General features: G+C 46.0%; 12 protein-coding genes. 2 read left to right on the forward strand and 10 right to left on the reverse strand.

The window, feature by feature from the left end; all coding sequences use genetic code 11:
* Nucleotides 1–5 precede the first annotated feature (5 nt).
* A complete protein-coding gene (locus tag RKD52_RS17235) occupies nt 6–746 on the reverse strand; it encodes an MBL fold metallo-hydrolase (protein ID WP_454100673.1) in 741 nt (246 codons plus the stop codon).
* A 192-nt stretch (nt 747–938) separates the two neighbouring features.
* Between RKD52_RS17235 and yhfH the strand changes: the two genes are divergently transcribed.
* Nucleotides 939–1,073, forward strand: coding sequence for a protein YhfH (yhfH, locus tag RKD52_RS17240; RefSeq protein WP_081870260.1), 135 nt, complete (start codon nt 939–941; stop codon nt 1,071–1,073).
* Nucleotides 1,074–1,860: 787 nt separating this feature from the next.
* Here the strand turns inward: yhfH and RKD52_RS17245 are convergent.
* From RKD52_RS17245 to RKD52_RS17285, 9 genes are all read right to left on the reverse strand, one after another.
* Entirely contained in the window at nt 1,861–3,924 is a 2,064-nt protein-coding gene (locus tag RKD52_RS17245) for a catalase (RefSeq protein ID WP_454101258.1), read from the reverse strand.
* A 113-nt stretch (nt 3,925–4,037) separates the two neighbouring features.
* Entirely contained in the window at nt 4,038–5,051 is a 1,014-nt protein-coding gene (locus tag RKD52_RS17250; protein WP_369732121.1) for a LacI family DNA-binding transcriptional regulator, read from the reverse strand.
* Nucleotides 5,052–5,209: 158 nt separating this feature from the next.
* Entirely contained in the window at nt 5,210–7,561 is a 2,352-nt protein-coding gene (locus RKD52_RS17255; RefSeq protein ID WP_454100674.1) for a YhgE/Pip family protein, read from the reverse strand.
* 76 nt (nt 7,562–7,637) lie between these two features.
* The gene (locus tag RKD52_RS17260; RefSeq protein WP_454100675.1) at nt 7,638–8,210 is read right to left on the reverse strand and encodes a TetR/AcrR family transcriptional regulator; all 573 of its coding nucleotides are present in this window, start codon (nt 8,208–8,210) and stop codon (nt 7,638–7,640) included.
* A 273-nt stretch (nt 8,211–8,483) separates the two neighbouring features.
* On the reverse strand, nt 8,484–8,999 hold the full coding sequence (locus tag RKD52_RS17265; RefSeq protein ID WP_454100676.1) for a GrpB family protein: 516 nt from the start codon (nt 8,997–8,999) through the stop codon (nt 8,484–8,486).
* Between the two features lie 59 nt (nt 9,000–9,058).
* The gene (gene hemY, locus RKD52_RS17270) at nt 9,059–10,480 is read right to left on the reverse strand and encodes a protoporphyrinogen oxidase (protein WP_454100677.1); all 1,422 of its coding nucleotides are present in this window, start codon (nt 10,478–10,480) and stop codon (nt 9,059–9,061) included.
* A gap of 81 nt (nt 10,481–10,561) precedes the next feature.
* The gene (gene hemH / locus RKD52_RS17275; RefSeq protein WP_454100678.1) at nt 10,562–11,500 is read right to left on the reverse strand and encodes a ferrochelatase; all 939 of its coding nucleotides are present in this window, start codon (nt 11,498–11,500) and stop codon (nt 10,562–10,564) included.
* 66 nt (nt 11,501–11,566) lie between these two features.
* Complete coding sequence (gene hemE, locus RKD52_RS17280) at nt 11,567–12,625, reverse strand: uroporphyrinogen decarboxylase (protein WP_454100679.1); 1,059 nt, start codon at nt 12,623–12,625, stop codon at nt 11,567–11,569.
* Between the two features lie 187 nt (nt 12,626–12,812).
* Entirely contained in the window at nt 12,813–14,954 is a 2,142-nt protein-coding gene (locus RKD52_RS17285) for a transglycosylase domain-containing protein (RefSeq protein ID WP_454100680.1), read from the reverse strand.
* 134 nt (nt 14,955–15,088) lie between these two features.
* Here RKD52_RS17285 and RKD52_RS17290 point away from each other — a divergent pair, with 134 nt between their 5' ends.
* Nucleotides 15,089–15,595, forward strand: coding sequence for an antibiotic biosynthesis monooxygenase family protein (locus RKD52_RS17290; protein ID WP_454100681.1), 507 nt, complete (start codon nt 15,089–15,091; stop codon nt 15,593–15,595).
* Nucleotides 15,596–15,649: the final 54 nt, after the last annotated feature.

Genomic DNA, 15,649 nt, shown 5'->3' on the forward strand with positions numbered 1-15,649 from the left:
TCCTCCTAATTGCCCTTCGTCCATTGCAGGCCAGATGCTGCAAGACGTACGGGACCTTTGTAGATCGTATTAGCCTCACTTACGAGATTTGCCACGGTTCCGAAATGAGGAAGGTGCGTCAGGATCAATTCTTTTACCGAGGCACGCTCAGCAAGTCTACCGGCATCAAGACTGTTCATATGCCCGGCAGACGAGCCGTCCATATCCCCGTAAAAATTGCATTCGCACAGCAGAAGGTCTGCATCTTTTGAAAATGGGACAAATTCTTCCCGGTAACTGGAATCAGCCGTGTAAACAACCTCTGCTTCGCCGTCTGAAATCCTCATCGCATAGCAGTCTACCGGATGCTTTGTTTTCATAAAACGGATGTGAAACGGTCCAATCTGGATTGGTTCTTCCGGATTGTAGGCTTTTCCTGCACTTACTTCTTTGTATGTAAGCCCTGCAAATGCTTCTGCATCAGCTGAATGGCCGTATATAGGCAGCGTCCTGGTGCTTTTATTCATAAAGGATCCAACAAGTCTTGCAAATTGCAGCGGCCCTACATCAGCAATATGATCATGATGATAATGAGACAGAATCACCGCATCAAGTTCTTCCGGTTTTGCGTAATTCTGCAGCTGGGATAAAACCGCGCTTCCGCAGTCAACTAAGAGCCGGAAACCATCTGATTCAAACAGATAGCCTGAAGAAGCTTCATTAACAGCAGGAAATCCTCCCCAAAAACCAACAACCGTTATTTTCATGTGAATCCTCCCTCGCTCATTCCTATCTTACAATATACCCATTTTTCGCTGACAAGCGCAAGCTGAGGCGCCTCTAAACCTGCAGACAGCAGCCCATTTTTTGAAAAGAAGCATATTGTTACAAAACAGATGTTGACATACCTCCATCTGTTATAATACAATGAGTATAATAACAACTTGGAGGGGATACCAATGTTAGTTAAAATGACTGAATTTTTCAAAAACCTGCCGGCAAAAAAATGTCTTGAGTGCGGGGAAAAGATTGAAGAGCAGCACGAGTGCTACGGCAATACATGCGATAAGTGCATGAACGTCGGCAGCCTGTAACCATACCAATCCTATACCTATATTTTTGAGAAAGGACTCATTGTCCTTTCTTTTTTTTTGCGAACATTTACAGCACTTTCCCGATTTTCTATACCCGCGTTTGTGTTCTTAACTGCCTGCAGCTGCACTTTCTTCTTTTCCCATAACCACGTTTGTGTTCTTAATCCCCGCTAACAGCACTTTCTCTTATTCCCATAACCACGTTTGTGTTCTTAACTGCCTTTAGCAGCACTTTCTCCATTTTCTATAACCACGTTTGTGCGCTTAACCGCCTCTAACAGCACTTTCTCTATTTTCCATAACCCCGTTTGTGCGCTTAACCGCCGCTAACAGCACTTTCTTCTTTTCCCATAATCACGTTTGTGTTCTTAACCCCCGCTAACATCACTTTCTCCTTTTCCCATAACCACATTTGTGCGCTTAATCGCCGTTAACAGCACTTTCTCTTATTCCCATAACCACGTTTATGCGCTTAACCGCCTCTAACAGCACTTTCTCTATTTTCCATAACCACGTTTGTGCGCTTAACCGCCTCTAACAGCACTTTCTCTATTTTCCATAACCACGTTTGTGCGCTTAACCGCCGCTAACATCACTTTCTTCTTTTCCCATAATCACGTTTGTGTTCTTAACCCCCTCTAACAGCACTTTCTCCTTTTCCCATAACCGCGTTTGTGCGCTTAAACCACGCTAACAGCACTTTCTAATCTCCCCATGATTAATAAGTGCTGCAATAAAGCTTTACTATAAATAAAAAAAGACACTGAAAATCTCAGTGTCTCTCCTGTCATACTTCCCGGTCCCAATGACGGTGCTCGGCTGCGGCACTGATAAATGCATCAGAGAATACCGCAGGATCTTGTGTTTGTTCTGCTACAATCACGCCGGGACCATTAGCGATTCCCGCTGCTTCAAGTACTTCTGCAGCTTCATAGGCAGCTCCAATTGGCTTAAAGTGACTGAATCCTTCTTTTAGAAATGCTGCGGCGTCTTTTTTGCCGAGCAGAAGCTCTTTGTTCTTCTGCCCGCCCGCTACATAAAAAGCGTCGAACAGAATGGAATCACTTGTGAGGAAGGTATGATCAACCTCAAGCTCTTCGCCGCCCTCACTTTTCAGCGGGCTCAGCGTATGGCTGATGACTTCAGGCATCATGCCTGTTTCTTTCATTTTTCCAATAAAAGCGTTCAGGGAAGCCGAATCGTAGCCGTCTTCGGCAAGCACTGCCACTTTACGCGTATCGGGAACTTTGACCGTTTTCTCCTGGCTCAGTGCAGGTGACTCAAGTGTGACGCCAGACTCCGTTTGCTCATTCGGAACCGAAGCGCCGATCCCCTCTGCCACTTTACCCGCAAGTCTGCTGTCAATGCAGCTGATCATATTAACGACCTGCTGCTGTACGCTCTTGCTTTTTAATTTGCCGAGCTCAAAACGGAAGGCCGTGATCATATGCTGCTTTTCAACTTCTGACATGCTGTTCCAGAACAGCTTTGCCTGTGAGAAATGATCTTTAAAGCTCTCGCTGCGCTGGCGGATCTTCCGTCCATCCACTTTTTCCTGATAGTGGACATATCCGCCTTGCTCGCGCGCGGCAGGACGCGGAGCGTTTTGGGCAAGCGAATTCTGATGATAGGCTGTCTGCCCGCGGTTTATGGTCATGCGGTGCATGCCGTCCCGCTGATTGTTATGAAACGGACAGACAGGACGATTGATTGGAATCTCATGGAAGTTCGGACCGCCAAGTCTTGTAATCTGTGTATCTGTATAGGAAAAGAGTCGTCCCTGCAGCAGCGGATCATTTGTAAAATCGATGCCCGGCACTACGTGTCCCGGATGGAACGCGACCTGCTCAGATTCGGCAAATACATTATCCTGATTGCGGTCGAGCGTCATTTTGCCGATGATTTTGACTGGGACGATTTCCTCCGGCCACAGTTTTGTTGCGTCAAGAAGATCAAAATCAAAGTTAAATTCGTCCTCTTCCTCAATCATCTGAACCCCAAGCTCGTACTCAGGATAGTCGCCGTTCTCAATAGATTCGTAGAGATCTCTTCTGTGAAAATCAGGATCTTTTCCTGCAAGCTTCTGGGCTTCGTCCCATACGAGCGAATGCACGCCGAGCTTCGGTTTCCAGTGGAATTTTACGAAGCGCGCTTTTCCTTCTTCATTAACAAACCTGAAAGTATGTACGCCAAACCCTTCCATCATCCGGTAGCTGCGGGGAATCGCCCGGTCAGACATCGCCCACATCATCATGTGTGCAGATTCCTGATTGTTGGCAATGAAGTCCCAGAACGTGTCATGAGCAGATGAGGCCTGGGGCATTTCGTTATGAGGCTCCGGCTTTACGGCATGGACGAGATCCGGAAATTTAATCGCATCCTGGATGAAAAAGACAGGGATGTTGTTCCCGACGAGATCATAGTTTCCTTCTTCCGTATAAAATTTAACGGCAAATCCCCTGACATCCCTGACCGTATCTGCAGACCCCTTAGAGCCCGCCACCGTTGAAAACCGCACGAATACAGGTGTTTTGACAGAAGGGTCCTGCAAAAATCCCGCCATTGTAAATTCTTTCATCGGCTCGTAAACCTGAAAATACCCGTGTGCTCCGTAGCCCATTGCATGGACAGCCCTCTCCGGAATCCGCTCGTGGTCGAAATGGGTCATCTTTTCCCGGAAATGAAAGTCCTCCATCAGGGTCGGTCCGCGGTCGCCTGCCTTAAGAGAGTGCTCGTCATCTGAAACCTTAAGTCCCTGATTTGTCGTCATGTTCCCGTCTTTATCATCAACCCGGTATGCTTCCAGCTGCTCATCCTTGCTGTTTTTACTCTGCTTGTCCAAATCTCTCATCCCTTCCGTACAGTAATAGTCACCCTTTTGAATTACCACACTTTTCCTTCCAGTAAACATTGAAGGCGTATGCACATAAAAAGGCACCAGCCACAGGCTGGTGCCTTACTCTGTTAAACGTTTGCGAGCTTTTTGCCGGCCGTTGAATCTCTTATAATCAGTTTTAGCGGAAACTGATAGATTTCACGGGCAGCATAAGATTTTCTGTTTATTTTTTCAATCATGATGTCCATGGCTTTTTGGGCCATTTCGCAGACAGGCTGCTGTACGGTTGTAATCATGGGGTCGAGCAGTTCTGTGATGGCCTGATTATCAAAGCCCACAACTGCAAGGTCAGAAGGAATGCTCCAGCCGTTTTTTTTCGCTTCAGAGATGACTCCTGCAGCCACTTCATCTGCTCCGGTAAAAAGAGCGGACGGCCGATTCTCCAAAGCAGCCAGCTCATGAAAAACACGTTTTCCGTCTTCAATATTAAATGCATTCCGGAATGCGGCGTTTTCATCAAACGTTAATCCAGCTTCCTTCAGTGCCTGCCTGAAGCCTCTTTCCCGCTCTTTGGCAACGTTGCTTCTGTGCCCGCCGCAGCAATAGCCGATATGGGTATGCCCCTGTTCAATCAGATGCTTGGTTGCTATGTATCCTCCAAACGTCTGATCAAGCCTGATCATCGGCACAGACGCATCCTCTTCAAACTCATTGCAAAGAACAATCGGACCGTAATCTGTGAATGGCTCGATTTTGCTCCAGTCGTTCTCCAGGGATGCAAGTATCACACCATCCACCTGCTTTGTTTTAAGAAGGTTTAAATAGGTGAGCTCTTTTGTTTTGGAATATTGAGTCTGGCACACAATCAGCTGATAATTCCTGGCTGACGACGCCATTTCAAGTGATTCGATAAACTGGCTGAAAAAAGGATTCAGAACCCGCGGTATAAAAACAGCAATAATTTCAGTTTTTTGATTTCGAAGACTTCTTGCAGATGAATTTGGAACATATCCAAGCTCATCCATTGCTTCTAAGACAACTTTTTTCTTCGAATCGGAAACGTACGGATGATTGTTGATGACCCGGGAAACAGTGGTCCTTGACAGTCCTGCAAGTCTGGCAACATCCTCGATTGTTGACACGTTCACTCCTCCTCATCTTGCGAACGAACAGCGTACCCACGGTGAAATCGTTCTCATTTTTCTATTATATGTTAAAATGTAAGGGCTTTCAATAATAGTTTTATAGATTTTTCCATTGCAAAAAAACACCCGAAGCTTTTTGCTTCGGGTGTTTAAGGTTATGCTGTAGCTTCCTCAGTGAGGCTGTTCTTGTTTTTTCTGATGGCCATGAAGAAGTAGGCAATGGTTCCTGCAATCATCGCTGCGATGAAGATGCCGAGGATACCTGCCTGCTGCCACATGAAGCTGTAATCACCTGATGAGATGACCGCTTTAAAACCTGAGACTGTATAGGTCATCGGCAGCCATGCATTAAAGATCTGCAATGGCTCTGGAATCAATTCCAGAGGGAATGTTCCGGCGCTTGTAGTAAGCTGGAGAATCAGGATAATAATAGCCACAAATCTTCCCGGATCTCCTAGTGATGTCACAAAGAATTGTACCAGTGTTAGGAATGCTATGCTTGTGATGATGCTGAATAAAATAAACAATGGAACACTTTGTACTTCGATATCAAGTCCATAGAGTAAAACGGCATCAGATAGCAAAGCCTGGATGACTCCGACTGCAGCCAGTACACCAAACTTGCTCATGAACCAGCCAATTGCGCTCTTAGGCGTTCCGGCTGCCTGTCTTAACGGGAATACGATGGAAAGCAGCAGGGCTCCAACGAATAATCCGAGTGACAGGAAGTATGGTGCAAAACCGGTTCCGTAGTTTGGAACGGCGTTGATTTTTTCATCTTTTACTTTTACCGGCTCTGAAATCATGTCATAGGTTTCGTCAGAGCCTCCGGCATCTTTTGTTTCCTCTGCTGCGTCACCTAGTTTTGATGACAGCTCGCCTGTCCCTTCAGACAGTTTACCGACGCCCTCGTCTACCTTTCCGGCACCGTCAGCAAGCTTGTTTGTTCCGTCCTGAAGCGCACCTGATCCTTCAGCAAGCTTTGAAATACCGGAGCCAAGTTCACTATTGCCGGCAGCAAGTTCAGCTGATCCGGCTTTTGCTTTTGCAAATTCCTGATTAAAGGTCTTTTGTCCTTCTGTTAATTGTTTTTGCCCATTCAATAGATCGCCTGAGCCCGCATACAGTTTTTCCTGTCCGGCAACAAGCTGATTAATTCCTTCTTCTGCTTTCTTTTGGCCTGCTGCAAGTTCAGAAGACCCTTTTGAAAGCTTTGATGCACCTTCCTGAAGCTTACCGGCTCCCGCTGAAAGTTCTGCACTTTTCTCTGCCAGTGTGGATGCTCCTTGTTGAGCATCGGCAGCGCCCGCAGAAAGCTTGCCCAGACTTGCTTCCAGCTGTTTGCTTCCTTCAGAAAGCTGGCTGACGCCTTTTGCCGCTTCAATCAGTTTTTGTTTCTCAGCTTCCGGAAGAGGAAGCTTCTCGATTTGCGGCAGCATGACTGCCAGCTGGTCATTTAACTGAGTCAGGCCTGCAGAGAGTTCTCCGGCTCCTTTATAGGCAGCCTGATTACCGGCAGAAAGCTTATCGAGACCTGTAGATAATTCACCTGCTCCGGCAGCTAATGCCGTGCTTCCGTCAGAAAGGCGGTTAACTCCTCCGGATAATTCACCTGCTCCGGCACTGATTCCCTCAGCTCCGGCAGTAAGTTTTGGAACATTGCTTTGCAGCTCTTTCATTCCAGCCAGGGAAGTTCCAAGACCTTCGTTCAGCTGGGCAGCTCCTTTTTCAGCGCTCACTGAGCCGCTGTAAAGCTTTCCGCTGCCATCCTGAAGCTGTCCCAGACCGCTGTCAAGCTTTTGAGCTCCGTCAGCCAGTTTAGTTGCTCCGGCAGAAGCGTCATTCAATCCGTCCTTAAACGTGATCGATTTTCCTGCAAGCAACTCTAGCTTTTCTTTCAGTTCAGCTGAACCGCCTTTCAGGTCGATGACACCCTCATCGATCTTGCCCGCTCCCTCACTCGCATCGCCAAGTCCGTCTGCGACCTTGTCAATGTTTTCAAAAATGCTTTCCGCATAGGTTTTCGTAATCGTATTGGAGACTTCTTCTTTAATTTGAGCAACGGCTGTTCCGCCAATTTGCCCTGATAAAAAGTTAAAGCCTTCATTCGGAACATATTTCAGTTCAAGTGACTGAGGATCTTCATCCATCAGTGTTGTCGCGTTTTCCGAAAAATTCTCGGGTATTTCAATCATCATATAGTACTGCTCGTTCTCAAGACCTCTCACAGCCTCATCCTTTGAAACAAACTCCCACTTAAACTCTGGATTTGCTTTCAGATTATCAACAAGCTCAGATCCAATCTGAAGCTCTGTTCCCTCATAATCAGCTCCAGTATCTTCGTTGACTACGGCAACTGGAAGCTGATCAAGCTGTTCATACGGATCCCAAAATGCCCAAAGGAACATCCCTGCATACATGAGCGGGATAAATAAAACAGCAAGGACCGGAATCAGCACTTTTTTGTTGGAAACTAACGCTTTCCACTCTTTAGCCATTAAACTCATTGCATTTCCTCCTAATTTAATACATATTGACCAATATGTTCAATTGGTCACTTTCCCCCCAAAAAGATAGGACCATCTATGTTGATAATCCTTTGAGTAAGTATAATTCAAATAAATGCGCAATTTCTTCTTTCTCAAGCGGTTCATGGTGCTTTTCCCAGTCAAAAATGAGAGAGATATACAATTTCAGCATCACGAATGCTGTTACTTCAGGGTTGCACTCTCGAAGTTCTCCTTTATTTACAGCTGCTTCTATTTTGGCAGCGATAAACTGCAGGATCATCTTTTCAAGCCTCTGAACAACTTCCTGAACGGCAGGTGTGCCGACATCTGTGCTTTCCTGAAAAATCTTTATCGTGAATTGGTGCTTTTTGCGAAATTCAAGCAGATTGTACAGGGCACGGTGAACATTTTCAAAGAATGGAAGATCCTCATCCATCGCCTCTTCAGCAGCAATCCGCATTTCCGTCAGCAAAGATGAGACAATCTCATCAAACAGCTCTTCCTTGTTTTTAAAGAAGGTATAGATCGTTCCTTTTCCCACATTTGCAAGCTTGGCAACAGAATCCATTGTCGTTGCCTTATAGCCATAATGGGTAAATGATCTTGTTGCTGCTTCTAAAATAAGCTGTTTACGGTCCACGCTCAAACCTCTCACCTCCTAAAAATGACCGAATGACACTTTTGGTCATTTAGTACAAATAGAAATATATCATATGAAAAAGAAAGAAGCAACTGCTGTTATAAAGAAATTTGCTGTCATATGTTTGAGAAGTTTACCCGTTCCCTTCCGCTCCGGGCACTTGCTTTCCGCGGGGAGCGCCGGAAGCTTCCTCGCTGCGCTTGCGGGATCTTCAGTGCCCTCTTCATCCCGCAGGAGTCAAGTGCCCTCCGCTGCAGTCCACTGGAATTTTGTGCTTTGCTAAATCTCTGAGAGCCTTGCTTTTCGCAAAACATTTTGAATAAAAGAAGCTTTATTCTCCGTATAAGCCACTCTGTCAAATCGATATTTATTTGCAAGGTACACTTTCAGGTCATGATATTTTCTTGCATCATCAGGATTTTCCCTTAAGTAATCTCTAAACAAAAGCTGATTCTTCCAGTGTTCTCCTTCAAATTCATAAAAATGCAAGTGGTGTGTACCTGCTCTCCACTGGCCTTTTCTAAAAAAACGTCTTTCGGGAAACTCTTTATGATAAACAAATTCATATTCTATTTGTTTTAAAGGTTCTATAAATTTGCTGACTGTCTCCAGATTATTTACTCCGGCAGCAATATCTATGACAGGTTTGGCCCCAAGGCCCTCAACGGCTGTACTTCCAATATGTTCAATGGATTCAACCCTGTCTCTCAGTATTTCCTTTAGCTTTATCTTTTCTTGTTCGAATTGTCTTGCCCAATCTATGTTGTATTCTTCTATGATCATTTCTTTATCCACTTTTTTCTCCTTGATTACGTTACTCCATTGAACAGTACAAACAAAAAAAACAACCCCTTTTAAAGAGTTGCCTTTTTCAAATAATCCAATGCGTACGAGACGGCTGATTTTCCCTGGTCGATGCAGTCGGGGATGCCGACTCCTGCGTAGGAGGCACCGGCCAGGAACATGCCAGGATAGTTGTTCATGATTTTTTCTTTTACTTTATGGACTTCTTCCTGGTGGCCCACGTTGTATTGGGGCATGGCCTGGTTCCATCTTGAAACGACTGTGAATTCAGGTTTTTGATCCAGTTTCATGATTTTATTCAAATCTTCCAGGACGGCTGAAATGATTTCGTGATCCGGCTGTTCTACAATGGCCTGGTCGCCTGCTTTTCCTACATAAGCACGGATAAGCGCTTTTCCTTTTGGGACGGTATGCGGCCACTTGCGGTGGGTCCAGGTGCAGGCAGTGATTGTATAATCGCCGTTTCTGGAAATCACAAATCCCGTTCCGTTTCCTTCAATCGCGACAGCATCCTCAGGGAAAGCCATGGCTACCGTTGCAACAGAAGTAGAAGGCATTTCCTGCATGTACTGAAAGTTTTCCTTGTCCGGAAGCATGCCTGCAGTGTGCTGATGTGGAGTGGTCACAATTAATGTGTCAGCTTCCATCCTCTCCCCGCTGCTAAGCTTTAGGGTATATTGAGCACCTGATTTTTCGATGGCCTCAACTTTGATCCCTTTTAGGATCCGGGTATCTGTCAGCTTGCTTTCAGCAGCGTCGACCAAGCTTTGAAGCCCGCCTTTAACAGTCTGGAAAATGCCTTTTTTTCTGGAAGGCTCATGTTTTTGGTTTGATGCAGGAAGTCCTTTTTTCATTCCCAGTATCAGGCTTCTGTGATCCTGCTCGACTTTATGGAATTGCGGGAAGGTGGACAGGAGGCTCAGCTTGTCGATATCTCCGGCATAGATTCCAGAAAGCAGCGGTTCGATCAGATTCTCAACCACTTCATTTCCAAGGCGCCTTCTGAAAAAATGCCCCAATGACTGGTCGCCCTGCTCTCTGCCTGCAGGCATGATAAAGTCGCCTGCTGCCCGTGCTTTTCCAAGAACGGAAAAAAGGCCTGTTGTGACAAACGGCATAATTTGAGTTGGTATACCCATAACAGCACCGGCCGGGATTGGATGAAGCCGTTCTCCTACAAGTACGTATGATCTTCCGGTTGCGTTGTTGACAAGCTCAGAACCCAGTCCGACGTCTCTTACAAACTGCGGGCCGCTCGTTTTTCGCTCCAGAAAAGAATCAGGTCCGCGCTCGATAATAAAGCCGTCCTTATGAACCGTCTGAATCTTCCCGCCAAGCCGGGGACTTGATTCAATGAGAACCGTTTCAGCCTGCAGGTTTTGTTCGCGTATTTCTTTTTGCATGTAAAATGCCGCGGATAATCCTGTGATTCCCCCGCCAATGATGACAACTTTTTTCTTTTTGCCAGTCATTGTTTATCGCCTTCTTTTTTGTTTACTTTTGTGCATCACATATTTGAGCGGAGCTTCACTTGCTGAAACTCCGCTTCATTTCTACTTTTTCATGCCAAGTTCTTTAAGAACGACAGTTGAAAGACAGTCAATAAACTCTTTCTTCGCATTTGGCATTTCAGGACGGTAATAGTTCGCGCCCAGTTCATCTGTTATGATTTTGCATTCATAATCATTGTCATACAGAACCTCAAGGTGATCTGCTACAAACCCAACCGGAATGTATACAAATGTCCGGTACCCTTTCTGTTCAAAAAGGTCTCTTGTCAGATCCTGAACGTCAGGTCCAAGCCACGGCTCAGGCGTATTGCCCGCACTTTGCCACCCAGTCTCATAGTGCGTGATGCCGGCTGCTTTTGCAATAAGATCTGCCGTTTCCTGCAGCTGTTCAGGGTAAGGATCGCCGGCAGCGATAATCTTTTCAGGAAGGCTGTGGGCAGAGACAATCAGAACAGCCTTTTCGCGTTCATCTTCTGTCATCTTAGCATAGGTTTCTTCTACTTTTTTCGCCCAGTAATCAATAAACTTAGGCTCTTTGTACCAGCTTTCAACAGACGTAATAGCCGGTCCGCCGAGATTTTCGGCTTCCTGCTTAGCACGTCCATTGTAGGACTTGACGCTGAATGTTGAGAAGTGGGGAGCAAGAACGATGCTGACAGCTTCTTCAATTCCGTCTTCTTTCATTTGTTTCACGGCGTCTTCAACGAATGGCTCGATGTGCTTCAGCCCAAGATACATTTTGAATACGACTTCATCCTGAACGGCATTCAAATGCTCTTCCAGTGATTTGGCCTGATCAAGCGTGATTTTGGCGAGCGGCGAAATTCCGCCGATTGCCTCGTAGCGGTCTTTTAAATCCTGCAGCATCTCAGGAGCAGGCGCGCGGCCATGTCTGATATGTGTGTAATAGCGTTCAATGTCTTCTTCTTTATATGGTGTTCCGTATGCCATTACAAGAAGACCCATTGTTTTCTTTGTCATTTTCATACACCTCTTTTGGATTCGTTCTGATTCTTATTTTGCCATTCCTGAGGTCAGGATTCCAAATTAGATGCTCCGCGCACTCTTGGCATTTTTTGTATAGTCATGAATGAAAGCTGTCAGTCTTTTTAAAACGTCAGGATTAACAGACGGGAAAACGCCGTGTCCGAGGTTGAAAATATATCCGTCCTGCTTCATTCCCTGGTCAAGAATATGCTTGGCGCGCTCTTCAATGACGTCCCATGGAGCAAGAAGAATAGCCGGATCAAGGTTCCCCATCAGTGTTTTCGTCAGACCCATTTCTCTTGCCTGATCAACCTGTAGTCTCCAGTCGAGTCCGACAACATCAAGCGGAAGGTCATGCCAGTCGCGTGCAAGATGGCTTGCTCCGACTCCGAACATGATCATTGGCACATTTTCTTCCTTCATTGCGGAAAAAATGCGCTCCATCACAGGTTTTATATAATAACGGTAGTCGGTTTCATTTAAAGCCCCTACCCATGAATCGAAAATTTGAAACGCTTTTGCCCCGGCCTTAATTTGAGCCTTTAAGTAGACAATCGTCATTTCTGCGAGCTTGTCCATCAAAGCAAACCATGCCTTTGGTTCTGCATACATGAATGCTTTTGTCTTATTGTAGCTTTTTGACGGTCCGCCCTCGATCATGTAGCTTGCCATCGTGAAAGGAGCTCCCGCAAATCCGATCAGCGGCACGTTCAGCTGCTCCTGCGTTAAAAGCTTAATGGTATCAAGCACATACGGAATGTCGCTTTCAGGATCAATTTCTCCAAGCTTTTCAACATCTGCGAAAGAGCGGATCGGATTGTCAATGACCGGTCCGATGCCGGACTTGATTTCTACATCTACCCCTATTGATGGAAGCGGTGTCATGATATCCTTATATAAAATTGCTGCATCTACGCCGTACTGCTCTACCGGCAATCTCGTCACATAGGCACACAGCTCAGGCTGATGCGTGATTTCAAACAGACTGTATTTCTCTTTAATCGCACGGTATTCAGGCTGCGAACGGCCTGCCTGTCTCATATACCATACCGGAACGTGATCTGTTTTTTCCCCTCTGCACGCCTTAAGGAATGTATCATTAAACTGCAAATCCGTCATAAATCCTCAAATCCACCTTTCTATGTATGCTGTTCCTCAAATAGAAACAGCGCTGCGCAGACAAACCGCGCCTTCCCTATGTTTTTGCTTCTTACACTATAACTGTTTCACAACTGGTTGTATAGATTTCACATTTAAATGTCAAAAAATTGACGTAATCAAGCAGCATGCGGAATCTGCATGCTGCTCATAGACCGGATGAAAAAAGCTCTGGTTTGACAGGATCTGATCCTTTGCCTTCCTGGTCTGTCTGCTCATTATACGGAACGACTTTGTATTCTGCGTTTGAAAAGAGATTGGAATAAGGAATCTCAAACGAATTCTCACCCTTAACAAACCCTACTAGCTTGTCTTTGCTTCCGCTTGTCTCATAAATTCTGTAGATGACGCGGTCATCGTTCTGCGCATCCCATTTTAAAGTGACGGTGAAAAGGCCAAGTGCTTTAAACGTATACCCTGCCTTTACTTCTCCCAGATTCTTCAGTCTGATCGGCTCTTCAAGATCTTCTACGCCGTCAGGCATCCGGAATGCCGCTTTCCGGCCTTTACCGGACTCATTCAGGATCTCTTTGAAAAGGCGTGTAGGATAGGAGCTTCCCTGCTTAAGATACTGCTTGCTGTCCGTGCGGTCATATCCCATCCAGAGAGCTCCGGAAACAGAAGGGGTATACCCGACAAACCATGCATCCTTCACGGCGCCATCTACACCGGTAAATGAAGTCGTGCCTGTTTTGCCGGCAAGCTCGCCCTCATAAGTTCCAGTCCTTGCTGTCCCTTCATTCACAACCTCTTCAAGCATTCTTGTCATGTTCCAGGCAGTCTGTGCGGAAAAAATCCGTTTCTTTACGCGCTCTGGTGCCGATACTTCTTTAGCATCGCGGTCTGTAATCTTTTGGATAAAATACGGCTCACTGTATACACCGTATTGCGCAAAAGCTCTGTACGCGTTTGCCATCTGAAGAGGTGTTACTCCGTTTTTAAGTCCGCCAAGCGCAATGGAGAGGCCGTTGTCTTCAATGCTCAGGCCGGATTTTTCCAAGTACTTTTTGCTGGTTGAGACACCCATTTCATTTAATGTCCACACAGCCGGAGCATTTTTGGAGGCCGTTATCGCATCGTACATCGTAACCTCTTCATCGTATTGGCGGTCGTTGTTTTTAGGCTGATAGCCATCATATGAGACAGGCTTGTCTTCAAGCAGGGAGTATGGCCCGAATTCTTCTTCCTCCATGGCTGGAGCATAAACGGCAATCGGCTTGAAAGTAGAGCCCGGCTGACGCCTTGTCGTCACGCGGTTGTACCCTTTTTGCACGTAATTCCGGCCGCCGATGGCAGCCTTGATACCGCCGGTCTTGTTGTCAATCAGGACAAATGCTCCTTCTGCGCCTTTTGTCGTTCCTGGGAAATACGCATCTTTCTGGAACAGTTCGTAGGCGGTCTTTTGCATATCTGCATCAAGTGGCACTGTGACTGTATATCCGCCCCGCATCAGTTCTTCATTTGAGAGGCTGTATCTTTCTTCCGCTTCATCCATCACCATGTCGATATAGGAGGTAAGCCATGGAGTCTCAGACTCCTCAGAAATCGAAAGTCCGAGCGTCCTTCCCTGGGATCTGACAACTTCCTCAGCCGTCAGATAGCCCTGATCACCCATTAAAGAAAGGATTGTGTCCCTCCGTTCTTTGCTTTTTTCCGGATGAAGGACAGGAGAATAATTGGAAGGTGCTTTAGGAATTCCTGCAAGCATCGCTCCTTCTTCAACCGTCAGATCCTTTACCTCTTTATTAAAATAATAAAGCGATGCGCTCTGGATCCCGTATGCACCGTGGCCGAAATAAACCTGATTTAAATAAAGCTCAAGCAGTTTGCTTTTGCTGTATTTGTTCTCAAGGCTCATGGCAATGGCGGCTTCCTTGGCTTTCCTGAGCACAGATTTTTCAGTAGTCAAAAATGTGTTTTTTGCAAGCTGCTGGGTGATGGTGCTTCCGCCCTCCACCTTCCCGCCGGCAAGCAAATCCCTGTACAAAGCCCTTGAAATGGCTTTTAAATCGATGCCGTTATGTTCGTAAAACCGTTTATCCTCAACCGCTATAAACGCTTCGCGGACATGACCGGGAATTTCTTTGATCGATACCGGCTCCCGGTTCTGCAAATACAGTTCCGCCACCTTGCTGCCTGAAGGATCTACAAGCGTTGTCGTAGAATCCATCACAAGCTTTTTTTCATCAATGGAATAATCCCCAATGACAAGGATGAGGAGGTAAACTGCCAGGGCAATAATAGCTGTCAGCAGAGCTGCCAGAGCCGAAAGAATGACTTTTTTTCGCATGCTGTCACCTGCGTTCCGTAGATTTATACATGTTTAGTATTGTTAAAAAAAGGGTTGAATATGTAAGCAGAGGCTCATAATAGCCTTCTTTGTCCAGTCATTGTTATAATGAAACAAAAAGAGGTGTATGTAAAATGAACTTTTATGTCACATTTGGAACTCCGGAATACCTGGCAAAAACCGCCGCAGAACACGCAGATGAAAACATGCTGCTGATGCAGAATGAAGATAAGGGCATCCTTCTTCATGAAAGCGAATCCGCTTCCCTTTTTAAAGAGCCTAAAAAATATGAAGTGCTTGATGGAGTGGGGGATTTCAAGACTGGCAGCTACGCCGTTTTGAACAATATACCTGTCACAGACGAAGGCAGACCGCTATTTGAACAGCGCTTCAAAGAGCGTGCCCGCATGATCGAAAACGAACCGGGATTTGCGGCAATCCGCGTCCTGAGACCTGTTCATGATGACACATACGTCATCTTAACACTTTGGGATAAAGAAGAATCATTTAAAAACTGGCAGCAGTCACAGTCCTACGCAAAAGCCCATAAAAAACGCGGAACAAGCGAGGGCATGGATCAAAAGCCGATTTTCCCGAGACCTTCTTACGTAACGACCTATCAGGCTGTGAAAGAATACTAAAAGAACCGCTCCTCCGCCCATAGTGCGGAGGAGTTTTTCACATCTAAATTGCGA

Source organism: Metabacillus sp. SLBN-84 (genome assembly GCF_053629595.1).